The sequence below is a fragment of the Bifidobacterium sp. LH_424 genome (assembly GCF_056356895.1).
Genome location: NZ_JBKEVC010000014.1, coordinates 1 through 22,140 on the forward strand (window position 1 = coordinate 1; position 22,140 = coordinate 22,140).

The following is a 22,140-nucleotide window of genomic DNA, read 5'->3' on the forward strand; positions in this document are numbered from 1 at the left end:
GAACACCAAACGACGCCAGAAACGACTCGGGGGACACACCCCGGAGGAATTCCGGAACATGTCCCCCACAGCCTGATCAGGTACCCTTAATAAACCACGTCCAGCAATCGGGGCGCAGTTCAGTCAGAGGGGCCTTTGTGTATTTGAGGCTGTGGTGCCGTAGAATGCGGGGGTGAGTGAATTTTGTATGCGGGTGGCTGGGGTGACGGTGGCGGTGCGGTCCATGCACGATCGGATTCGCCGTCAGGCCACCGACTATCTCATCGAATCGCACGGATTCGAACGCGACGCCGCGTCGGCCGACCTCGCCATCGTCACCACGCAATCGGACATCGACCATGAGCGCACCGTCGGCGACCCCGGCGACTGGCGCGACGACTATCTCGAAACCCTCGCCGTATTCCGCAGGATCGCCGAATACGCGCCCCTGCACGATCGGCTCGTCTTCCATGGCGCGACCATCGCGATGGACGGACGCGCCTACATCTTCACCGCGCCCAGCGGCACCGGCAAAAGCACGCACATCAGCCTGTGGCGACGCGTGTTCGGCGACCGCGTGCAGATCGTCAACGGCGACAAGCCGATTCTGCGCATCGAACGGAACGCGCGAAACGGCGCGAACGGCACCGCGGCCGGTGACGCCGGCACCGCGACGCCGCGCGTCATCGCGTACGGCACGCCGTGGGCGGGCAAGGAAGGCTGGCAACGTAACGTAGGCGCGCCGCTCGCCGGCATCTGCGTCGTAACGCGCGCCACCGGCGGCGGCCCGGTGAACGAGGCGGACCGCGGCGCGGCGGCGATGCCCGTCGACGCCACGCCGGTCCGTTTCCTCGACGACGACGGTGTGGCGAACACGTGCGTCCGTCTCGATACCGCCGCCTCGCTGCCGCTCGTCGCGCGACAGACCTACATGCCCGCCGACCCGGCGGCCGCGCTCGGCACGCTCGGACTGCTCGACGCGCTGCTCGCCGCCGTGCCCGTCTACCGCCTCTCCTGCACAATCAGCGACGCCGCCGTCCGTGCCAGCTCGACCGCTCTCCTCGGCGGCGAGTGACGGCCGTCGCGCGACGTAGCCGACGGACGACACAGGTTTGCGAACGATGTCAGCCTGTGGACGATTCGCATGCATGACTGTTCCCTTGTTAACGGGTGGGTGTTAGACTCCCCGGTAGAGGAAGAACGATGAACGTCCGTGCAGTGTAGGACATGCACCGTGATTCCCACGATGAATCGGCAGAATGACTGACCGAGAACGAAGGTGAAAGATGACAGTGAAGAACATGAAGAAGGGAATCGGCGCGGTAGCTGGCCTCGCCATGGTAGCGGCCCTGTTTGCCGCCGCCCCCGGCCGCCTACGCCGCGGATGACGACAATGCCGCTGGAACTGTGGCTACGGTCACCCGCAACGACAACGGTGACGAGATCGGCAGCTACGGTACGTTGCAGGAAGCCGTCTCCGCGGCATGGGGTGGCAACTCCACCGTTACGTTGCAGAAGAGCGTCGAGACGGACCAAGTCTATCTGAACAACAAGGCCATCGATCTGGATCTCAACGGATACAGCATCACCGCGCCCGCGGAGACCCCGGCGCTCGCCGTCGGCGGTGCGAATGGCGCCCTGACCATCAAGGACACGTCCGCCAAGAAGACAGGCACCGTCACCGGTGGTCCGGCGGTTCAGGTGAACGATACCGCGAAGCTGACCATCGAAAGCGGCAACTTCGACGGTCTGACGACGTGGAAGAACGCCGCCAAGACCGATGAAAGCGTCGCCTACGCCATCAAGGTCGACGATGCCACCGAGAACAACAGCGACGTCCAGGTGACCATCAAGGGCGGCATCTTCGGCATCGGCGACAGCGCCAAGGATGCGAGCTCCAAGCGTCTGCTCGACCAGAACGATGCGGATACCGCCAAGGGCATCGTCCGCTACTCCGTTTCCGGCGGCACGTTCGACGGCACCGGCTGGGCCAACACGGCGTACGCCAACCCGGCGAATGGCGACAAGTGGGGCACGAAGTCCTACGTGAAGGACGGCTACCAGTCCGTCAATGCCGTGACCGATGCCGGCAGCGTCAGCACCTCCAAGTTCGTGGTCGTCCCGCAGTCGTCCGACTTCTTCGCGTTCAACGGCGCCTCTCTGCGCAACTCGAACAACGGCAACGCCGCGACCACCGAACTTCGCTTCCGTTACCGCCTGACCAAGGTCGACGGCTTCAGCGACTATGCGTGGGGCTGGGACTACGGTACCGGCGCGACCTATGACGCTTCGAAGCGTCTCCCGCTGACCCTTGCCGGCAGCAAGTACATCGAGTCCGATGACGGTTCGTACGCCACCAGCCTGCTGCTGCCCTCCATCCCGGCGAAGAACTACAATGACCAGGTGGTCTCCCGGTTCTATGTCCAGTTCAAGACCGCGGACGGCACCACCGCCCGCGTGGAGGACGGTGTCCAGTACCGTTCGGTCAACATGGTAATCAACGCCATCCTCTCCGACCAGAACGCGTCCCGGACGGACAAGGCCTACGCTCAGGCCCTTCAGGATGCGTACAAGGAAGCCACCAACGCGACTAAGTGAGGCATGATCATGGAAAAGATGCAATACGAGAAGCCGTGGCTGCGCGCCACGATGTTCAACGGCCTTGACGTCATCACCACGAGCGACAACAAGGGCTGCAACCCGTTCGACCCGACCAACTGCACGACGACGCAGACCGATCCGACGGCCGTCGACCCGTCCGTCACGCCCACCGCGTGACGACTGACGTCCGATGAGGCGGGGAGCATGAGCATGGCTCGTGCTCCCCGCCTTTCGCATGTCCCGTGCTAATCGCCATCAATCATCAAGGAGAGCAACGATGACGCAACCCGAATCCGGAACACATGATTCCGGGAAATCCCACGAGAAGGCGGAGCACGCCGCGCACGGCTCCCGCAAACGTGTGATCGTGCTGGCGATCGTCGCCGTCTGCGCCGTCGCCATTGCGGGAGGACTGTTCGCCTTCGCGACCTCGCACGCCGGTCGCCCCGGCGACGTGACCACCGTCTCGAACGGCACGAGCCAGCAGTCCGGCACCGACTCCACGTCGAAGTCCAAGAACACCACCACTACCGATGGCTCCGGCAACACCAGCGGCACCAACGGTGGTGCCGGTTCCAGCAGCACTGGTTCCGGCAACGGCAGCTCCACCACGGGCGGCAACGGCTCCACCGCCGACCCGGACGCGGGGGAGGACAACTCCGCCGACACGTCCCAGCTGTTCGGCGACAACGGTACCAGCGGAAGCGGCACGAACAACGGCACCTCCGGCTCGTCCGGCACCACCGACGGCGGAGACGGCGGATGGACCGGCGACTACTGATCCCGCACATGGCCCGTCACAAGGCGAACCCCGCCAGCACCCCCACGTGGCGCATCTACCGCTGGTTGCTCGGCGTCTACGGCCGCTCATCGCTCCTCGTCGCCGCGCTATGCGTGCTCCAGGCCGCGATGGCGGCCATCGCCGTCGGATATGCGCTGATGATGCGCGGCGCGATCGATGCGGCCGTCGCCCATGACGAATCCGCGTTCATCCGCGAGGCGCTGACGTTCGGCGTCGCCATCATCATCCAGATCACGCTGCGCGCCGCCAACGTCATGGTCGCCGAACGCGCCCGCGCCACGATGGACAACCGCATGCGCGCGCATGTGTTCGCCGGCATCCTCGACGCACCGCTCGCCCGCACGCAGCAATACCATTCCGGCGAGCTCATGAACCGTCTCACCTCCGACGTGACCGTCGTCTCCGGCGCGGTGACGTCGCTCGTGCCCAACGCGGTGTCGATGACGATCCGCATCGTCGGCGTCGTCGCCGTGATGATCGTGCTCGCGCCGCTGCTCACCGCGCTGTTCCTCGTCGCCGGATGCGTGATGGCGTCCGCGTCCTTCCTGCTGCGCGGCCTGCTCAAGCGTCTCCACAAGCGCGTGCAGGAGGCGGGCGGCCGCGTCCGCTCGTACATGCAGGAGGCGCTCGAATCCCTGCTCGTGATCCGTGCGTTCGGCGTCGGCGGCAAAGTGGAAACGCTCGCCGGGCGGCGCATGGACGCGCACCGGCGTGCGCGCATGCGCCGCGTCACCGTCACCGCCGTGGCGAGCACCGGCCTGTCATCCGCGATGAACCTCGGCTATCTCATCGGATTCGTCTGGTGCGGTTTCGGCATCCTGCACGGCACGTTGAGCTACGGCACGATGATGGCCGTCATCCAGCTTATCGGACAGATCCAATCGCCGTTCGCGATGATGGGCGGCATGTTCCCGCAGCACGCGGCGATGCTCGCCAGCGCGGAACGGCTCATCGAAGTCGGCGATGACGCGGCGCGCGACGCGACCGGCCTCGCGACGCGCGACGCGCACGGTGCGCACGCACCGGCGCCGCGCGAGGCCGGCGACGCGCGCGCACTGTACGCGCGCGCACGCGGCCTCAGCTTCGACCACGTCGACTTCACGTACGGGCGCAACCAGGTGCTCCGCGACTTCTCCTGTCTCATCCGCAAAGGTGACTTCGTGGCGTTCACCGGACGTTCCGGCATCGGCAAAAGCACGGTGATGAAGCTCCTGCTCGGTGCCTACGCGCCGCAGCAGGGCGCGATTGGCGTGCGCGACGATACGGGAGCGCTCGTCGCGCCCGGCGACGTGCCGCACGGCTTCTTCGCGTACGTGCCGCAAGGCAACAACCTGATGTCCGGAACGATCCGCGAGGTCGTCGCGTTCGCCGACCGCGACCCCGACCCGGCGCACATCGACGACGACCGCGTGTACGAGGCGTGCCGGATCGCCGACGCCGCGGGATTCGTCGAGAACCTGCCGGACGGCTACGAGACCCTGCTCGGCGAGCACGGCACGGGACTGTCCGAAGGGCAGATGCAGCGCATCGCCGTCGCACGTGCGCTCTACAGCGGCGCGCCCGTGCTGCTCCTCGACGAATCCACGTCCGCGTTGGACGTCGCCACCGAGCACGCGATGCTCGAACGCATCCGCGCGCTGCGCGACCGCACCGTGCTCATCGTCACGCACAGGGCCGAGGTGCTGGAGTACTGCGACGCGGTGGTGGAGCTCGGGGCGGGAGACGGCGGGGACATCGCCGGAAAATGAACGTCCAGCGAACGTTCCGCGAACACTTGGCACCGGCGTTTCCCGGCCCCGCCCGTATTACGGGATGTGTGGAATCTGGGTAGATGGTGCTGGTAAGCTGAGCGTCAGTGGCATCTCCTGACGGAGTCGTGCCGGGAGAGAACAAGGAAAACGAGGTTCGGACAGTGGTGTTGTCAGGTCAAACAGGTGTGGGAACCAGTGCCGCCCCAGCGGCCGGAGGCCCGGTACAGCTCGCCGATACCCGCCAGCTGCAGCTGACGCGCGTCCTGTACTGGCGCTTCTTCGTCAACTTGGCATTGGCGCTCGTCGACGCGGCCGTGTTCCTCGTCGTCGCCACCACCGTGATCATGCTGTGGCAACCGACCGACGGATTCGTGTCCGACCGCTTCGGCTTCGACGTCAACCTGACCGTGTACCTCATCATCGCGGCGATCGTCTACGTCAGCTGCCTCAATACGATGGGCGTCTACCACCGCCACGTGATGGGCGACGGCTACCAGCTCAACTCGTTGCTGTTCCTCGGCACCATCCAGGCATGGGTGATTCTGTGCGCGATTAACTACGTGCTCGACGTGGACGTGTGGTTCAGCACCACGCTCGTGCTGCTCCTGCCCGTGTGGGTGTTCGCGATGATCGAACGCTACATCGCGCGACTGTTCATCACGCGCAGCAGGCAGAAGGGCGGCTACGCGTACGGCACCGTGATCGTCGGCTCGCCGCACGGCATCGGCCGTATGCTCCGGTTCCTCGCCAAGAGGGAACAGCTCAACTACCGGCCCGTCGCCGTGTGCCCGATCCTCCTCGACAAGGAGACCGGCACCATCCTCCCCGACCACGACCACGAGGCGATCGACCGCGAGGTGTTCGCCAACTGGGGCTCCCGCCTGCCCGTGCTCGAATACGACGACCACTCGCTCGCCGAGCGCATGGTCGGCATGAACGCGCAGACCGTGATGGTGACCGACGTGCTGCGCCGATTCTCCGACAACTTCAACATCTTCTCCGTGCGCATGGAATCGCTCGGCCTCGAGACCGCGCTCGTCGCCTCCGCCGCCGACACCACCAACCACGAGATCCAGGTGCGTTCCATCCAGGGCACGACGATCATCACGCAACGCCTCGCCCAGTACGGTCCGGCCACCACGATCGTCAAGCGCGCGTTCGACCTGATCGTCTCGACGCTCGCGATCCTGTGCTCGCTCATCATCACGTTGCCCGTCGCGATCGCCATCAAGGTGACCGACGGCGGCCCCGTGTTCTACTCGCAGGAGCGCATCGGCTTGCGCGGCAAGCCGTTCCGCATGCTCAAGTTCCGCTCCATGGTGACCAACGCCGATGAGCTCAAGGCGAAGCTCGCCGAGGAAAGCGGCCAGGAGGACCGCTTCATCTTCAAGATGAAGGACGATCCGCGCATCACCAAGGTGGGCCATTTCATCCGCCGCTTCTCGATCGACGAGCTGCCGCAGTTCCTCAACGTGTTCAGGGGCGACATGTCCGTCGTGGGCCCGCGCCCGCCGCTGCCCGAGGAGTACGAGCGCTACAACAAGCTGTACGCGACGCGCATGCTCGTCAAGCCCGGCATCACCGGCCCGTGGCAGGTGTCCGGCCGTTCCGACCTGACCGCCGAGGAGAGCGAGGCGCTCGACGTGGCGTATGTGCAGAACTGGTCGATTCTGGGCGACATCGTGCTCATGTTCCGCACGGTGGGCGCCGTGCTCAGCCACAAGGGCGCGTACTGAGTAAGTATCGCGCGTATAGTGCGCGTGAAGCGTAGAGTGCGTGTGCGTGGGCGGTCCGTTCGGGCCGCCCACGTTCGTTTATGTGCGGGCGCGTTGCGCGTGGCATGCGGCATGTCGCGCGTGATTATGCGCGTACGGAACCGTGATATGCGCGTGGCGCGGCGTGCGCGCATGGTCGCAGGCCATAGCAAGTGCCACAACTCGGTTGCGTCGGGTTGTGTGGCACGGTTCTGTGCCACGCAACCCCGTAATCCTCGATAATCCGCGTTGCGTGGCAGGGAATCGTGCCACGCAACGTGATTGCGGGGTCGAATCGCGTAAGTGTGGCACGACGTTACGCCACAATCGCGCGAAATCATGAGGATTCGCATTGCGTGGCACGGAATCGCGCGGGAAACGCGCGAAATCGTGCCACGCAACAGCGTCGCAGCCACTTTGCCGCGTTACGTGACGCACCCTGCGTGCCACACTTCACTCCGCGCGTGCTTATGTGGCACGCTACCGCGCGTCCGTGCCCCGCACCCGCGTAATGCGCGTCCGCGCGTAACGCGGTTATCGCGCGAGCCGCTCGAGCGGGCGCGCGGTGAGCGAGAACGACATGTCCGCGCCGCGTTTCGCGAGTTCGCGTCCCACGCGGAACGCGAACTCCGCGCGCGCCTCCTCCCCAGCGAGACTGTTCGCGGTCGCCTCGAGAATGACCCACGACCGGCTTCGCAGCGCGTTGCGTTTCTCCTGATCGCGCCGCCACTGCCGTCTGTCTGTGCGGTGATGGTCGCCGTCGTATTCCACGGCGACGTGGTATTCCGGCCACGCCATGTCCAGCGTCATGGCCGCACCCGAGGCGAACGTCACGTCCGGCACGACGTGATTGGGCACCGGCGCGGGGATGCCGTGCGCCATCAGCGACAGCCGTTGCCGGGATTCCGTGGGCGAGTCCACGTTCGCCATGATCAGCGGGAGTGCGAGCATGGCGCGTGCCCGGCCTCGGAACCGGGTGATTTTCGGGATGTATGTGCGGAATCCGTCGAGGATCGTCGCGGCATCGCGTCCGCGCGCGAGGAACGGCGTGCGATGCATGGCGGTGACGACGGCATCGCCGAGGACGATCAGCGATTCCAGCGACAGGTGCGGCGACAGCTGCGCCCACGCATGGAACGGATGGAGCGCCATCACCTGGTTGCCGAACGGGATGGAACGCGAGGTGTGCTTCCACACATGCGATTGCACGTTCGGATCGTTCGGCCGTGTGCGTCCGTTGCGGGTGGGGGCGACGGTGTGGAGTTTCGCGACGTCGAGCCCGCAATGGTCCGGCAGGGGGATGGCGTGGAGTTGGAGCGCGGTGGTCATGCCGAACAGGAGCGGTTTGCCACGTCGTTCGGTCTCCGTAAGACAGCGGCGCAGCGTCTCCTGCCTGCGTTGCGCCAGCGTCTCGCGCATGCTCGGCGCGTGCGGTGCTTCCGGTGTGGCCGGGGTGCGCGGTGCGGCCGTCGGATTCATATCGTCGATGATGGTGTCCATGGAGCCACCGTATGGAGCCACGCCGCCGCGCCGCAACCCGTACCGGCAATGTGGACAGAGCCCTCGGGAACCTTCGCCAATCGCACCGGTATGAGCCGTGACGTAGAGTGATGGCATGCTTATCAGATTCGCGGTTTCGAATTTCCGGTCCATAGACGAGCGCATGGAGCTGTCCATGGTTTCGGCCGACGAGAACGCCGAATCCCCGCTGTATCAGAAGTCTTTGGGTGTGGGACTTCTGCCGGAGGCGGCCATATACGGTGCCAACGCCTCGGGCAAGTCGAATGTGCTGCTTTCGCTCCAGTGGCTGAAGTATGCCGTAATGACCTCATTGCAATTCTGGGATGACAGCATCCCCCTTGACCCATTCGCTTTTTCCAGCGACGACGGTCATCCCAGTGCTTTTGAATTGGAGATGCTGGTAGATGGTGTTCACTATGAATACTATCTGGAGGCGAATCGTGAGTGCATTCACTATGAGTCCGTGTATGCGACACGTGAGGGGAATCGGATCTGCCTGTTCGAGAGGGAAGAGGATATCCTACGATTCGATGACAGCGTCCAGCGGAAGACCGCGATTGAAGAGTTGTTGACGCCGAGAACGCTGGTGATGTCCATCGCGCGGCGATACGATGAAGTCTCTCTCTCCGGCCTGCTGGGGGCCATTCAGTCCATGCAGTTCCTTGGAGAATCCTCCGCACGATATGCCACCATGTCCATGCTGATTACAGATGCAAACACGCGTGACCTGTTCGATGACAGCCTGATTGTGCAGCCCTCGTTGTTCGACTTCGATTCTCCCGAGTTCGACACGAACGGTACGGAGCAGCGCGAGCGTGCTTTGGCATGGTTGCGCATGGCGGATTTGGGTATTCGCGATGTGCGGGTCGTCGAGGATACTACGGTTTCGAGACGCAAACGCAAAAAAGTGGAACTGCTGCATGCTTCTCCCCACGGTGACTCCCCGTTGGATTTCAGACAGGAGTCCGAAGGTACGAGAGCATGGTTCAGATTGATCGGCCCGACCATTGCAGCGCTGGATGCTGGAGCGCCCCTAGTGTTCGATGAGTTGGATGCGAGTCTGCATCCGGTGCTGGCGGCGCAGCTGCTGCGTTTCTTCCAAGATGAGGATACGAATCCTCATGGTGCCCAGTTGGTGTTCACGTCCCACGATACGAGTCTTATGCAGTATCTGAAAAGTGATGAGATTTGGCTGACGGAAAAGCACGATGGAGCCACGACGCTATACCCGTTGACATCTTTCGACAGTCAGAGGGTGAAGGATTCCATTGACTTGGAATCCGGTTACAGGCATGGTCGTTTTGGAGGAATCCCGGAACTCGATTTGGCTGATTTCCTGCGTAGCAAAGGGGTGATCGCCTGATGGGGCGTCATGACCAGCCAAAGAGCCTGAAGCGAAGCAGGGGAACCCGAAAGGAGAAGACCGTAATCGCGTTATTCACTGAAGGCGAGGTGACCGAGGTCGAATACTTCAACGCGGTCAGGAGACTCCCCGCCATCCGTGAGCGTTTCCGACTGGACATCGAAGACCTCCATGGGGCTCCAAGCAAACTGATGAAGGCGGCCATCCGCATGAAGCGCGCCGATAAGGAGGTGGATCAGTGCTGGTGCGTGTTCGACGTGGAATGGCCGAAAAGCAATCCGAAGGCGCATCATCCCAAGTTGGAGGCTGTCCTGAAGGAGGCCGATGACTGGCCGGGCATCGAATGCGCGGTATCGAACCCTACCTTCGAGCTATGGCTGATTCTGCATCATAAGCTTGAACGACGGGCATTGCTCAATGAGGAAGCCGAAGATGAGCGGCACCGGCTCGACGGCAGCAAAGGCAAAAGCCTTGACGGCGTGGTAGGGAAGACTCGTTATGACGGTGATTGGTATGTCGAGCATGCGGAGACGGCATGCCGGCACGCCTTGAAGCTGGACCAACAGCATGAGGGTGTCAACCGTTTTCCTGAGAATAATCCCTCTTCGTCCATGGCGCATCTGATGCGCGCACTCGGTTTGGGCCGCTGAAAGACAGCGCAAGGCAACGGCGAAGCCGGGGACCGTTGGCTGGTGGGCGCAGGTGGGGGAGCGGATGTGACGGGGGCGGGCATGACGGGGAGCGGGTAGCCCCCTTGCGATATAGTCGGAAACGGTTTGTGATGTCGCGTGCCCGTTTGGGCGCGTCCACAGGCAGGAGGAGCGAGTGAAGAGCAGTGGTCCGGGCTTCAGCGGCCGTCATGCCGGTTTCTTCACCGCGGCGTGAGTGTTTCCAAGGATTTCGGTATGCGAATTGCGATGATCGGCCATAAGCGCATCCCATCGCGCGAGGGTGGCATTGAGATCGTGGTGGACGAGCTGTCCACCCGTATGGCGGCACGCGGCGAACAGGTCGTCGTGTACAACCGCAAGGGCCACAACGTGGCCGGCGAGGAGTTCGACAACCAGTCGAACGAAAGCGACAAGCCGTATGTGTACAAGGGCGTGAAGGTCATCCCCGTCACGACGATCGACGCGAAGGGTCTGGCGGCGCTCACGTCGTCGTTCTTCGCCACGCTCAAGGCAATCAAGGCGCGCCCCGACGTGATTCACTACCATGCGGAGGGCCCGTGCGTGCCGCTGCGCCTCGCGCACTGGTTCGGCATCCGCACGGTCGCGACGATCCACGGCCTCGACTGGCAGCGTGCGAAGTGGGGCAAATTCGCATCCACGTATCTGAAGTTGGGCGAGCGCACGGCCGCGAAATGCGCCGATGAGGTGATCGTGCTCAGCCGCAACGTGCAACAGTACTTCAAGGACACGTACGGTCGCGACGTGCGGTTCGTGCCGAACGGCATCGAGCGCAACGAGCAGGTCCCGGCGGACGCGATCACGCGCAAGTACGGTCTCGAGAAGGACGGCTACGTGCTGTTCCTCGGCCGCATCGTGCCGGAGAAGGGCGTGCACTACCTGATCGACGCGTTCAGGCGCCTCGACACGGACAAGAAGCTGGTCATCGCCGGCGGCGCGTCCGATTCCGCCGAATACTACGAGTCCATCAAGGCCGCCGCTGCCGCCGATTCGCGCATCGTGCTCACCGGATTCACGCAGGGCGAGGAACTGGCGGAGCTCTACAGCAACGCCTACGTGTACGTGCTGCCCTCCGATCTGGAAGGCATGCCGATGAGCCTCCTCGAGGCGATGAGCTACGGCAACTGCTGCCTGACCTCCGACATCCCGGAGTGCGCGGAAGTGGTCGGCGACCATGCGGTGACGTTCCGCAAGGGCGACACGGACGATCTGGCCGACAAGCTCGGCGACCTCATCGCGCACCCGGATCGCGTGGTCGGGTTCAAGGCCGGCGCGGCCGACTACATCACCGGCAAGTACAGCTGGGACAAGGTGGTCGACCAGACCCTCGCCCTGTACCGTGGGGAGGAGAAGCGATGAGGATTCTGCTTGTCAACAAGTACTTCTACCGCAAGGGCGGTGCCGAAACGTACTTCTTCGCGCTCGCCGAAGGCCTGAAGGCGCTCGGCCACGAGGTCGCGTTCTTCTCCATGCGGCATCCGAACAACGAGCCGAGCTACTGGAGCAAGTACTTCGTCTCCGAGAAGGACTACGTGGGCAAGATCTCCGCGTTCCAGCAGGCGAAGGAGGCGGCCACGCTCGTCTACTCCTTCGAGTCGAAGCGCAAGTTCGAGGCGCTGCTCGAGGAGTTCAAGCCGGACGTCATCCACATGAACAACGTGCATCGCCAGCTGACGCTGTCCATCCTCGACGCCCCGTACCTGAAGAAGCACCATGTGCCGGTCGTGTACACGGCGCACGACTACATCCTGCTGTGCCCCGCCTACACGATGGTCGACGGCCACGGCAAGGTGTGCGACCGGTGCCTGGACCGCCGTTTCTTCCACGCGGTGGAGAACACGTGCGTGAAGGGCTCGAAGGCGAAGAGCGGCCTCGCGTTTCTCGAAGCCGAGTTCCTGAAGATGCACCACAGCTACGACAAGATCGACAAGATCATCGCGCCGAGCGAGTTCATGAAGAGCAAGCTTGACGAGGGCGGCTACGCCGGCCGCACCGTGGCCTTCCAGAACTTCCTGACCGAGAGCCAGATGGCGATGGCCCACAAGGTGACGAACACCGGCAAGTTCGACACGGTCGAACCGTACTTCCTGTTCTTCGGCCGCCTCTCCCAGGAGAAAGGCATCCTCACCTTGGTGAAGGCCTTCCTACAGGCAGCCGGCCTGCGCCCCCTGTCAGGGGGAGCTGTCCCGCAAAACGGGACTGAGGGGGTCCAGACCATCCCCGGGAACTGGAAACTCCACATCGTGGGCGACGGCCCCGAGCGCGCCACCATCGAGAACCTCGTCAGGCAGGCCGGACCGGAGGCGGAGAGCCGCATCAAGCTGCTCGGCTACAAGACCGGCGAGGACCTCCAGCGCGAGGTCGGCAACGCCCGCTTCAGCGTGCTGTGCTCCGAATGGCGCGAGAACATGCCGTACTCCGGCTTGGAATCGCTGGCCGCGCAGACTCCGGTGATCGGCGCGAACATCGGCGGCATCCCCGAGCTCGTCGTCGAAGGCGATACCGGATTCCGCTTCGAAAGCGGCGACCGCGACGACCTGAGCGCGGCGCTGGTGAAGTCCGCACAGGTGAATGCCGCACGATATCAGGATATGCAGCGAAAATGTGGTCAATACGTCGATGAGCGTTGTCAGCAGAATGATTACATCAGGACTCTTGTCCGCCTGTATAACGATATCAAGAGCGAATAAAATCTGGATTTGGTGACAAACATGACGATGTCGACTGTAGATTCAGCGTCAATACCTTCACAGCATGTGAAGGCGAAGCTGCGAAATGCGGATATTTTTGAGAAATCAACATTTGCGTTCTTTATCATTACCTTTGTGTTGAAAGCTCTTACTGACGGGTTTTTTGTCACACAGGGAATGAAGGGTGCGATTACTGATAGTAAGTACCTGACTATGGGAGCTACTATCTTTTTTGGTCTCATCTACATGATACAGCATAAAAAGAATCGTGTCTTTTGGAACGAATTCCGTAAGCTGATTACTGTTGCCCTATGTTTCATGATGGCCACGTTGGTCTTGGTTATTGCTAAAGACCATTTCGTTCAATGGCAAATAAGAGACATTCTCAATCTTATTACGCCTATGATATTCGCGTATATCGTATTGAATGTCTTATCGTTTGAACAGCTGTTTCATGGAATGAAGATTGCGTTGATTTTCTCTGTTATCGGATATATCACGCAGCTGGTATTGCGCGGCGTTACATTCAGCGATATTTTTGCTTCCAATTTCTCCGATTCCAGTTCCCCACTGGAATCTAATGATTTTTCCGCTATTGCAATCATGCTCTGCTTCTTTTTCTGCTATTACAGAAGTAGCCAGTGGATTACGGTGTTGTCTACACTGTTCGCCATTGCGACGTTTAAACGAACTGCCATCATTTTTGCGATAATAGCGTTTTTCTTTCCGGTACTATTTAATCGTGATGCGCGTCTGCCAAAGTGGTTTAGTCCGATTGCTAAAATAGTATTTTTCGCTATTGCAATGTTTTACTTTTATCTGATGCTTCCCACTTCAACGTCTTTGCAGTCAGCTTTGCACTTGGACATTTCGGAAATGACGATGGGGCGGTCGGACTTCCTTGCCAGCCTGCTGAATGACGGTTATCAAACCTTTGGATTTGGATCAGTAGAAGGAACATTGGGTCATAGTTTGGAAATGGCGTTTGTTCGTATGACTTTCGAGCTAAGCCCGATTGCAGTTCTTCTTTTCATTAATAATTATTGGAATATAACGGGCCGGAACCTGTATTGCTCGCTGTTAATGATTTTTAATTTTCTTAATCTTACTACGGCTGACTCCATCAGTGCAATGTTCGCTTGGGCTGTTTGCTACATTTTCATTGGAATGGTGCTATACGCCAGAGGAGAATCGGTTGAAGAAGCAAAACGGTCCAAATTGTTTGCACGATGGCAACGTGATTATTAATTACTGTGTGTTTCAAAGCATTCAACAACACAACGAGATAGGAAATTTGTTATGAATACAGGAGCAAGCAAGATTCAAAAGGCATTCATCACAATCTGTACGGATGATAAATATTTGCCGGGTGTGGTAGCGCTAAATCGATCATTGCAGTCGGTCAGGTCTGCATATCCCCTTATTGTGCTGACTACAGCTAACATGTCCGAATCAGGGGTCCAAGCGCTGCGAAGCGAGTCCATTCAGATATTGACGGCTAAAGATATTGTTCCAAGTGAGTATATTCGTGAGCTCAATATCAAGAATGGTTCTCCTAATTGGAGTAATACGTTCTTCAAGCTCAGGATTTTCGGTCTAACTCAATTTGATACTCTGGTGTATCTTGACTCGGATATGATTGTATTGAGGAATATCGATCATCTGTTCGATAAACCCCATATGAGCGCAGTGGCGGCGGGCCATCATTTCAATTCGTCATGGAATCAGTTGAACTCTGGCCTTATGGTATTCAAACCTTCTAGCTACTTGGAGCGTGATCTCGTAAATCTCATAGAAGGAAAGCCTTCTTCCGATATGCTCAATGGTCAGGGCATTGGTGATCAGGATATCATCAATCACTACTTCAAAGATTGGAAGAACCAGGATAATCTTCATCTTCCTGAAACGTACAATCAGTTCATTAGCCTTATTCCGGAGTATCTAAGGAAAGGATACCTAAAGTCCCCAAAGGAGATTTATGTTGTGCACTTTGTGGGTAAGGTGAAGCCTTGGAATTATACGACTAGCGATTACGTCCACATTCTGTTGCGGGCGATTCGTTGGTTCTCTTTTGCGGAGTTCTCTATTGTAAGAGAATTTAAGAAGCTTGAGCGGAATTAAGCATTTGAATGTGTGGTGGATTGAATTATGTTTTCTATGCAAAAAGTTCTGCCTCGTTTGCTTCCGCGTATTCCGGGAAATGGATTGTTGTATCGCATTATGAGGAACGGGGCGGCCCATTCCTCTCCTCTGCCTTATGATGCTGCGGTGCGCGAGAAGTTGTCGAGTATTCATCCACGTTCTTCGTATGTTCCCGACACTTCCGATCATGGAGATCGAACTGTAAGCTACGATGTGTCCTTAGTGGTGCCTTGCTACAACATTGGAAAGTATATTGATGAATGTTTGTCATCGGTTTTTAATCAAATTACGGATTATTCGGTAGAGGTTATTGCCGTTGATGATGGTTCCACTGATGATACTCATGAGAAATTGAATAATTGGAAAAATCTCCATGACAATCTTATCGTCATCAGCCAAATCAATGGTGGGGCGGCATCTGCACGAAATACGGGATTGAATCATATACATGGCCGTAATGTCATGTTCCTGGACCCGGACGATATGCTTGCGCCGAACGCTATTGATCTGTTGATGAAAGCCATTGATTCATCGGGAGCCGATTATGTGTCCGGGTCCTACATCAGGGTAAACGAATCGGGCAAGACGATTTCAAAGCCGTACCAAATTGGAAGTTGCGGCATGCCTTGGGGTCGTATGTATCGTGCCTCCGTATGGCGTAACCTTCGTTTTCTTGAGGGGTACTGGTTTGAAGATACGTTGCAGGCGTATTGCATAGTTCCCTTTTACTCTGAGCAACGACAGCCTCTCGCCCAGACACTCTATCGGATTCGGAAGGACTCCGCATCGCATGATACCGCGAAACAGAGTAAGTCGGCGGATGCCTATTGGGTGGTCGAAGCGACTCTAGAGCAATGTCGTATGTTGGGATTGCATATAGGTCAGACACTGTACGAGCAGACTATCGGGCAGTTTGGAGCCCTGGCGGCGAGCCGCATCACGGGATGGAGCGAAGCTGATCGTAGGACCTTCTTCCTTGCTTGCTCCAATCTTATCAATTCCGCTCCCGAGTTCTCCGGTTTATCCACAAAGAGATCTCTCGTATGGCAGGATATAGAGAAGGCTTTACGCACTCGTAATTATCGTCTTTGGAAGCTTGCTTGTTACTTTGCCTATATTGGAAGATAATTATCTAGGTAGTATATATACCAGATTATTTGACGGAGAAAGAGAAGAAAGATAATATTATGGCGAAACATGAACAGATGATTTCACCGCAAAAATCTGTGAGCAGACATTATAACGATTTGGACGGTTTCCGATCTATTGCCGCGTTCGCAATTGTCATCATGCATGTCATGCTTCGTGGACAGTACCGTATCGATTCCAGCAACGGAAACGATATTATGTCCGTCATCCAGGCTTTCGTGAATCCTCTGGGAACTTTTGTCACATTGTTCTTCATCATCAGCGGTTTTGGCCTATGCTGCGGATACTACAATCGAATCAAGAACGCTGAAATCACTCCTGAACGTTTCTATACTAAAAGAATAGCCAAGCTTTTACCGTTCTTTGCGCTTCTCGTGCTGCTGGATATCATTGGTACAGGCGGGAAAGACTCCCTCTGGGAAGCCTTCGCCGATGTGACCATGGTATTTAACCTGCTGCCCGATTTGAATATCGAAGTCATCGGTGTAGGCTGGGCGCTTGGTGTCATATTCCTTTTCTACTTCTTGTTCCCGTTCTTCGTATACACCATCAGCACCAAGCGACGTGCGTGGGCAACATTCGCCATCTCCATTGCGCTCAGTCTCTCCTGTGTGTTCTATTTCCACAAGACCAACGGCAATCTGGATGACCGCCGATTCATCTATCAAGCGATGTTCTTTGTCGCCGGTGGACTGCTGTTCCTCTACAAGGATCGTATCGAATCAATGAGCAGGCCGGCAAGAATCTTCACTCTGGTGATTGCTCTTGCCGCTTTGCCTCTGCTGTACGTCAGTGGTCCTGCGTGGACGTCCAATCTTAAGCAACTTGTACTGTGGGTTCCTTGGATGGTGTTCGCAATTGCATCCGACCATAAGATTTTCAGTAATCGGATTGCAAAATTCTTCAGTGGAATCAGCTTCGAAATCTATCTCTCGCACTTGTTTATCTTCCAAGTGCTCAATATGTTGCATCTTACACATCTCACGGGAAACCCAGCAATTGACTATCTTATGACCCTTGCTCTAGTAATCGTGGGTGTAACCTGTTTTGCACTTCTGGCAAAGAAAGCCATCGACTACGCTTGGTCTTTGTGGCGTAGGCGTTCTTAAGCCATCAAATCGTTGGTTAGAAGTATCAATATCAAGATAGCAGAAAGTAATGGTGTCCGATGAAAGTTCTGTTTGTCAATCCTATTGTTTACACGCCTGAGAATGCTTCTATTCCTAAGGTCGACACCATCACCAGCACAATGAGTTATGACCTCTGTCTCGCTTTCCAGCGTGCCGGAATAGATATGACTCTGGTCGCCGCCGATGAGTGGAAGCCGACTAAACAGACTATTTTCCCTTTTGATGTTGTATGGTTGAAGAGCTATTGGAAAAAGTTCTTTCCCATTCATCGTATTCCTGTCAATCTTGGCTTGATCCGCTATCTGAAGCATAGTGATGCCGATCTTGTCATCACTAGCGAAGTCTTTTCCATCGATTCATTGATTTGCTCGATTTTCGCGAAGAAAAAAACCATCATTTGGCATGAAATGGCCAAACATAACCGTATGGGTGGTGGCATGTTGTCTCGATTCTGGTACAACGTGATTCCCAAATTATTCATGCGCAAGGTACTGGTGGTTGGACGAAGCAAGGAAGCTCGGACTTTCATCTCCCGTTATTGTCGACGAGTCAGCGAGACCGTAATCGGACACGGCGTCAACCTTGACGTATTCCGTACGGCTTCGCGCAAGACGAATACGTTCTGTGTAGTCTCCCAGCTCATTGATCGCAAACGCATTGACGGCATCATCAGGGCTTTCGATGCTTATGTACGTCGCTATAATGCAGGTTGCAAGCTGTATATCATCGGTGACGGCAATCGTCGTGCGGACTTGGAGAAGCTGTCACGGTCGCTCGGATTGGATGACCATATCGAATTCATGGGGCAATTGGAACATGACAAGTTGCAACGTTACCTGAGCGAGGCTAAGGCAATGTTGGTCAATACCGCGAAAGACAACAGCATGCTGTCTATCGTGGAATCGATTGCCAGCGCCACCCCCGTGATCACTACCTCAGTGCCATTGAATGCTGAGGAAATACGCAGTCATGAACTCGGCATCGTCAAGGATGGGTGGAACGAGGATGATTTGGCAGCACTGGACGCCCATCTGGATGACTTCGTGGAGCGTTGCAAGACGTACCGCAAGACGTTGTCCACGGATTATAAGGTGCGACAGTTCATGAAACTGTATGACGAGAACATTCGGCCTCAGGGAAAGTAAGCATTCGGAAGCTGGATATCATGGTGGAATACGAAATCGGACGGAATGGAGATGAGTTGACCGGTCCAAGTAAACCTTTGGTGAGTGTGGTCATTCCTGTATACAACACCAGGCCGGATGACCTTCGTACTTGTTTCGACTCGTTGTCGCAGGCGAAAGATGCTCGCTTGGAAATCGTGGCAGTCGATGATGGTTCACATGTCAAAACGGCGAACCTATTGGATGAGATCGCCGCCGGATGCCCCAACGCGGTGCGTGTGATTCACAAGACCAACGGTGGACAAAGCTCGGCTCGTAACCGTGGAATAGCAGAGGCCCGGGGAGAGTACATCGAATTCGTCGATAGTGACGATTACGTGGACTGGGACGCTCAGCAACGGGTTCTGGAAGTATTGGGAGAGCATAAGCCCGATATCCTGCAGATCAACGTCGTGGGTATGACCGAAGCCGGTGTGTATTTTTGGCCGCCGAAGCACGGGACCGGTGAGTATCGGGAGATCGACAAACGTGAGATCATGACGGAATGCGCCGCAATGTGGGCGCAGCTGGTGAAACGTGAACTGTTCGAGACCAGCGGAATCGATCTGTGCGAAGGAATCCACATTGGCGAAGATTTCGCCTCCATTCTTTCTTTAACGGTGGCGGCGGAGAATGCTGCGGCGCTCGATGTGGATTTGTACTACTTCATCGACCATGATTCAAGCATCACGCATGTTCCACATCCGGAGATGTTGCTGGACATTACGGAGGCTATGGATTTTGTCCTGTTGCATGCTGGCGATTCGATATCGCAATATCATGATGAAATCGAATATCAGGCAATAAAACAGGTCAGGTACGCTGGAATCGTCCGAGCTCTGGATTGGGAAGGATTGCATTCTCCTGCGATACCGAAACTAATTGAATATATGAAGGAAAAATTCCCTTCATGGGAAGATAACCCATATTATCAGCGGGTAGCTGCTTCCCAGCTGAAGTACCGTCTTATTATTGATGGTCATTATATTCTTTATTCTATTCTTCATAGAGGGCTACATATGGTCACTCGTGTAAGAAGCATTATTCGATCCATTGTACGATAATGATTATTTGAGGTGTGTATGCAAAAGAAGACTGTATTCGTTGATTGTTTCCTCTCGCACAATCTAGGGGATGATTTATTTCTTTTTACTCTGTTATCGCGTTATCCTGATGTATGTTTTCAGGTTTATGCTGATTCGTCGTATCGGTATCTCATTGAACGCTTCCCTAATCTGAAATTGATTACTCCCGACAGTGCGGCCAACGGCCAGGGGGGCACTCTTGCGAAGGCTAAACTTGCGCGTGAGTCGATGAACAGGCGGCTTGGCCTGATTGCATCTGCCGATGCCATGGTAACTATTGGCGGATCCATTTATATGGAGTCGAGGCAGAAAGGGATTAAAGATGCCCTGCAGAGGCTGTACCGTTCGCATAAGGATATTTCTTATGCGAAAGCGGCCGGGCATTATTTTATTCTTGGCGCGAATTTTGGCCCCTATTATTCTCATCATTATTTAGATTCATATCGTAGGTTTTTTGACTCGTACTGCGATGATGTATGTTTCCGTGAAACTTATTCCGCGGCGTTGTTCCCGGACGTCAAGTGCGTGCGGAGCGCTCCGGATGTGTTGTTCACCGCAGCTCTTCCGGTTGCGACCAAGCACAAGCAGGTCCTCTTTTCGGTTGTCGACTTGGAGAATAAAGGTAAGTTCGGCGCATTATGTGGCCGTAAAGGCCAGTACGAGGATTGGTTGCTTCGCTCCATAAGAGAGTGTTCGCAGGCGGGCTATGATGTCGTCTTGGCCTCATTCTCCGCTCCTGAAGGGGACGACAATGCCGTGAGACGATTGGCTGAGGAATCCTCACGACGGGGCGTTAATGTGCGTTCATTGTTCTACACGGATAATATGAATGAGCTTCTTGCGGAACTGGCGGCCTCCGAGATCGTCGTCGGTACCCGCTTCCACGCCACGATCCTGGGACTCGTCGCCGGTGCGCGCGTGTTGCCCATCATGTACAGCGACAAGACGAAGCACGTCCTCACCGACATCGGTTTCGACATGGCCGACGCGGTCGACCTGAAGCGCACCACCGACGACGAACTCGCCGCCGTGTCACCCGTGCGCGACGCGGTCGCCTTCGACGTGCACGACGTGATCGCCGCCGCTCAGGGCCAGTTCGCCGCGCTAGACGCCTTCCTCAGCGAGCGTGGCGACCATCGGGCCTGAGCAGTGAAAGAGCAGCAAGAGACAGGAAACGGAAGATGAACGATAACGTGCAAGACCGGCCGTATGTGACGGTGATGGTCCCCGTGTACAACGGAGAGAACTTCCTCAAGCAGGCGGTGGACTCCGTCCTGAGCCAGCCGTGCCGCGACTTCGAGGTGCTGATCCTCGACGACGGCTCGAAGGACCGCACCCGCGAGATCGGCGAGGCGTACGCCGCACAGGACGACCGGGTGCGCTTCTTCACCCACGAGAACGTCGGACTCGGCCAGAACCGCAATCTCGGCTACCCTCATGTGCGAGGCAAGTGGATCATCTTCCTCGACCACGACGATGTGATGTTCCCCGGCGTGTACACCGAGGAGCTGCACCATGCCCTGGAACAGTGCGAATCCGCGGGCGTCGAGATGATCGTCAACTCCCGGGTGCGCGGCAACGAGCAGCTCGGCGACCTCCGTTTCGACCGCATCCCGACCAACGGCGTGTTCCCCACCCATGACCAGGTCTCCTGGAAAATCCCCTACGAGCTGGCGACCAACATCTATTCGGCCGATCTGGTGCTGCGCAACGACATCACCTTCGCCACCACGCGCCCGGAGATGGAATCGATCTTCCGCCACCAGTGCGCGTATCTGGCGAACCGCGTCATGTTCTGCAACCAGGGGTTCATCGAGATCCGCAGGGCCAGCGGCAGCCAGATCACCAACAACTGGAACCAGATGAAGATGCGCGCGGTCCGTCTCGCCGAATACTCCAAGCTGCCCGCATGGCACAAGGCCCACGGCGACGATCCCGCGGCCGTGAACAAGGCCTACGAGATGCTCAGCGGCACCATCGTCGATTTCTTCGACGCGGCCGCACGCGCGGGGATGTCCCGCGCGGACATCGACAAGACGCTCGCCGACAACGCGGTGCGCGATGACGTGCTGCAGCCTCGCGCGGAGTACACCAAGGCCGCCAACGGCGTGATTCACCATTACCGGGACGGAAACATCAGCCGTATTAAGGTGGATGCCATCCTCAGGGGCGTTGCCCGCGTTGCGAAAAGAAAGTTCGCGGCATCCGATACGGAGCGCGGCGCTGACCAGCAGTGGACCGACGCGCAATTCGACGAGGCAGTGAAACGATACCCCTCGGCCATCCTCGGCCTGCTGGGGGAGACAGAGGAAAGGAAGTAA

General features: G+C 57.6%; 19 protein-coding genes. 18 read left to right on the forward strand and 1 reads right to left on the reverse strand.

Annotation, left to right across the window (positions count from 1 at the left end; genetic code table 11):
* Positions 1-223: 223 nt before the first annotated feature.
* The 6 genes from AC1AYP_RS09910 to AC1AYP_RS09935 all read left to right on the forward strand — a co-directional run bounded on the left by AC1AYP_RS09910 (position 224) and on the right by AC1AYP_RS09935 (position 6,869).
* Positions 224-1,054 carry a hypothetical protein gene (locus AC1AYP_RS09910; protein ID WP_476547749.1) on the forward strand — a complete coding sequence of 277 codons (831 nt, stop codon included), beginning with the start codon at positions 224-226 and terminating at the stop codon, positions 1,052-1,054.
* A gap of 332 nt (positions 1,055-1,386) precedes the next feature.
* Positions 1,387-2,577, forward strand: coding sequence for a hypothetical protein (locus AC1AYP_RS09915; protein WP_476547750.1), 1,191 nt, complete (start codon positions 1,387-1,389; stop codon positions 2,575-2,577).
* 9 nt (positions 2,578-2,586) lie between these two features.
* Positions 2,587-2,757 carry a hypothetical protein gene (locus tag AC1AYP_RS09920; protein WP_476547751.1) on the forward strand — a complete coding sequence of 57 codons (171 nt, stop codon included), beginning with the start codon at positions 2,587-2,589 and terminating at the stop codon, positions 2,755-2,757.
* Positions 2,758-2,857: 100 nt separating this feature from the next.
* Positions 2,858-3,361 carry a hypothetical protein gene (locus AC1AYP_RS09925; RefSeq protein WP_476502478.1) on the forward strand — a complete coding sequence of 168 codons (504 nt, stop codon included), beginning with the start codon at positions 2,858-2,860 and terminating at the stop codon, positions 3,359-3,361.
* A gap of 8 nt (positions 3,362-3,369) precedes the next feature.
* Positions 3,370-5,130, forward strand: coding sequence for an ABC transporter ATP-binding protein (locus AC1AYP_RS09930; protein WP_476547752.1), 1,761 nt, complete (start codon positions 3,370-3,372; stop codon positions 5,128-5,130).
* 188 nt (positions 5,131-5,318) lie between these two features.
* Positions 5,319-6,869: a sugar transferase gene (locus AC1AYP_RS09935; RefSeq protein ID WP_476547753.1), complete on the forward strand. Its 1,551-nt coding sequence runs from the start codon at positions 5,319-5,321 to the stop codon at positions 6,867-6,869.
* 552 nt (positions 6,870-7,421) lie between these two features.
* On the opposite strand, the gene AC1AYP_RS09940 is transcribed toward AC1AYP_RS09935, so the two are convergent.
* Positions 7,422-8,387, reverse strand: coding sequence for a hypothetical protein (locus tag AC1AYP_RS09940; RefSeq protein WP_476547757.1), 966 nt, complete (start codon positions 8,385-8,387; stop codon positions 7,422-7,424).
* A 175-nt stretch (positions 8,388-8,562) separates the two neighbouring features.
* Between AC1AYP_RS09940 and AC1AYP_RS09945 the strand changes: the two genes are divergently transcribed.
* The 12 genes from AC1AYP_RS09945 to AC1AYP_RS10000 all read left to right on the forward strand — a co-directional run bounded on the left by AC1AYP_RS09945 (position 8,563) and on the right by AC1AYP_RS10000 (position 22,140).
* Positions 8,563-9,771, forward strand: a complete 1,209-nt coding sequence (locus tag AC1AYP_RS09945; protein ID WP_476547759.1) for an AAA family ATPase — start codon at positions 8,563-8,565, stop codon at positions 9,769-9,771.
* Positions 9,771-10,421: an RloB family protein gene (locus tag AC1AYP_RS09950; RefSeq protein WP_476547761.1), complete on the forward strand. Its 651-nt coding sequence runs from the start codon at positions 9,771-9,773 to the stop codon at positions 10,419-10,421. Before AC1AYP_RS09945 ends, AC1AYP_RS09950 begins: the two co-directional genes overlap by 1 nt.
* Positions 10,422-10,676: 255 nt before the next feature.
* Positions 10,677-11,819: a glycosyltransferase family 4 protein gene (locus AC1AYP_RS09955; protein ID WP_476502471.1), complete on the forward strand. Its 1,143-nt coding sequence runs from the start codon at positions 10,677-10,679 to the stop codon at positions 11,817-11,819.
* Positions 11,816-13,150, forward strand: a complete 1,335-nt coding sequence (locus AC1AYP_RS09960) for a glycosyltransferase (RefSeq protein WP_476547765.1) — start codon at positions 11,816-11,818, stop codon at positions 13,148-13,150. Before AC1AYP_RS09955 ends, AC1AYP_RS09960 begins: the two co-directional genes overlap by 4 nt.
* A 21-nt stretch (positions 13,151-13,171) precedes the next feature.
* A complete protein-coding gene (locus AC1AYP_RS09965) occupies positions 13,172-14,398 on the forward strand; it encodes a hypothetical protein (RefSeq protein WP_476502469.1) in 1,227 nt (408 codons plus the stop codon).
* A gap of 51 nt (positions 14,399-14,449) precedes the next feature.
* Positions 14,450-15,271, forward strand: a complete 822-nt coding sequence (locus AC1AYP_RS09970) for a glycosyltransferase family 8 protein (protein WP_476502468.1) — start codon at positions 14,450-14,452, stop codon at positions 15,269-15,271.
* Positions 15,272-15,298: 27 nt separating this feature from the next.
* Positions 15,299-16,420 (forward strand): glycosyltransferase family 2 protein, encoded by a 1,122-nt coding sequence (locus AC1AYP_RS09975; RefSeq protein ID WP_476547767.1) that lies wholly within the window; start codon positions 15,299-15,301, stop codon positions 16,418-16,420.
* 59 nt (positions 16,421-16,479) lie between these two features.
* Positions 16,480-17,550 carry an acyltransferase family protein gene (locus AC1AYP_RS09980; protein WP_476502466.1) on the forward strand — a complete coding sequence of 357 codons (1,071 nt, stop codon included), beginning with the start codon at positions 16,480-16,482 and terminating at the stop codon, positions 17,548-17,550.
* A 59-nt stretch (positions 17,551-17,609) separates the two neighbouring features.
* A complete protein-coding gene (locus AC1AYP_RS09985; protein ID WP_476502465.1) occupies positions 17,610-18,716 on the forward strand; it encodes a glycosyltransferase family 4 protein in 1,107 nt (368 codons plus the stop codon).
* A 20-nt stretch (positions 18,717-18,736) separates the two neighbouring features.
* Entirely contained in the window at positions 18,737-19,798 is a 1,062-nt protein-coding gene (locus tag AC1AYP_RS09990; protein WP_476502464.1) for a glycosyltransferase family 2 protein, read from the forward strand.
* A gap of 18 nt (positions 19,799-19,816) precedes the next feature.
* The gene (locus tag AC1AYP_RS09995) at positions 19,817-20,965 is read left to right on the forward strand and encodes a polysaccharide pyruvyl transferase family protein (protein WP_476502463.1); all 1,149 of its coding nucleotides are present in this window, start codon (positions 19,817-19,819) and stop codon (positions 20,963-20,965) included.
* A gap of 35 nt (positions 20,966-21,000) precedes the next feature.
* The gene (locus AC1AYP_RS10000) at positions 21,001-22,140 is read left to right on the forward strand and encodes a glycosyltransferase family 2 protein (RefSeq protein ID WP_476502462.1); all 1,140 of its coding nucleotides are present in this window, start codon (positions 21,001-21,003) and stop codon (positions 22,138-22,140) included.

Excerpts from the sequence above, each read along its gene's own strand:
- AC1AYP_RS09950 (WP_476547761.1), top strand. The coding sequence starts at position 9,771 with ATGGGGCGTCATGACCAGCCAAAGAGCCTGAAGCGAAGCAGGGGAACC.
- AC1AYP_RS09940 (WP_476547757.1), bottom strand. The coding sequence starts at position 8,387 with ATGGACACCATCATCGACGATATGAATCCGACGGCCGCACCGCGCACC.
- AC1AYP_RS09995 (WP_476502463.1), top strand. The coding sequence starts at position 19,817 with ATGCAAAAGAAGACTGTATTCGTTGATTGTTTCCTCTCGCACAATCTA.
- AC1AYP_RS09970 (WP_476502468.1), top strand. The coding sequence starts at position 14,450 with ATGAATACAGGAGCAAGCAAGATTCAAAAGGCATTCATCACAATCTGT.
- AC1AYP_RS09910 (WP_476547749.1), top strand. The coding sequence starts at position 224 with ATGCACGATCGGATTCGCCGTCAGGCCACCGACTATCTCATCGAATCG.
- AC1AYP_RS09975 (WP_476547767.1), top strand. The coding sequence starts at position 15,299 with ATGTTTTCTATGCAAAAAGTTCTGCCTCGTTTGCTTCCGCGTATTCCG.
- AC1AYP_RS09980 (WP_476502466.1), top strand. The coding sequence starts at position 16,480 with ATGGCGAAACATGAACAGATGATTTCACCGCAAAAATCTGTGAGCAGA.
- AC1AYP_RS09960 (WP_476547765.1), top strand. The coding sequence starts at position 11,816 with ATGAGGATTCTGCTTGTCAACAAGTACTTCTACCGCAAGGGCGGTGCC.
- AC1AYP_RS09955 (WP_476502471.1), top strand. The coding sequence starts at position 10,677 with ATGCGAATTGCGATGATCGGCCATAAGCGCATCCCATCGCGCGAGGGT.
- AC1AYP_RS09930 (WP_476547752.1), top strand. The coding sequence starts at position 3,370 with ATGGCCCGTCACAAGGCGAACCCCGCCAGCACCCCCACGTGGCGCATC.
- AC1AYP_RS09945 (WP_476547759.1), top strand. The coding sequence starts at position 8,563 with ATGGTTTCGGCCGACGAGAACGCCGAATCCCCGCTGTATCAGAAGTCT.
- AC1AYP_RS09985 (WP_476502465.1), top strand. The coding sequence starts at position 17,610 with ATGAAAGTTCTGTTTGTCAATCCTATTGTTTACACGCCTGAGAATGCT.
- AC1AYP_RS09925 (WP_476502478.1), top strand. The coding sequence starts at position 2,858 with ATGACGCAACCCGAATCCGGAACACATGATTCCGGGAAATCCCACGAG.
- AC1AYP_RS09920 (WP_476547751.1), top strand. The coding sequence starts at position 2,587 with ATGGAAAAGATGCAATACGAGAAGCCGTGGCTGCGCGCCACGATGTTC.
- AC1AYP_RS10000 (WP_476502462.1), top strand. The coding sequence starts at position 21,001 with ATGAACGATAACGTGCAAGACCGGCCGTATGTGACGGTGATGGTCCCC.
- AC1AYP_RS09990 (WP_476502464.1), top strand. The coding sequence starts at position 18,737 with ATGGTGGAATACGAAATCGGACGGAATGGAGATGAGTTGACCGGTCCA.
- AC1AYP_RS09965 (WP_476502469.1), top strand. The coding sequence starts at position 13,172 with ATGACGATGTCGACTGTAGATTCAGCGTCAATACCTTCACAGCATGTG.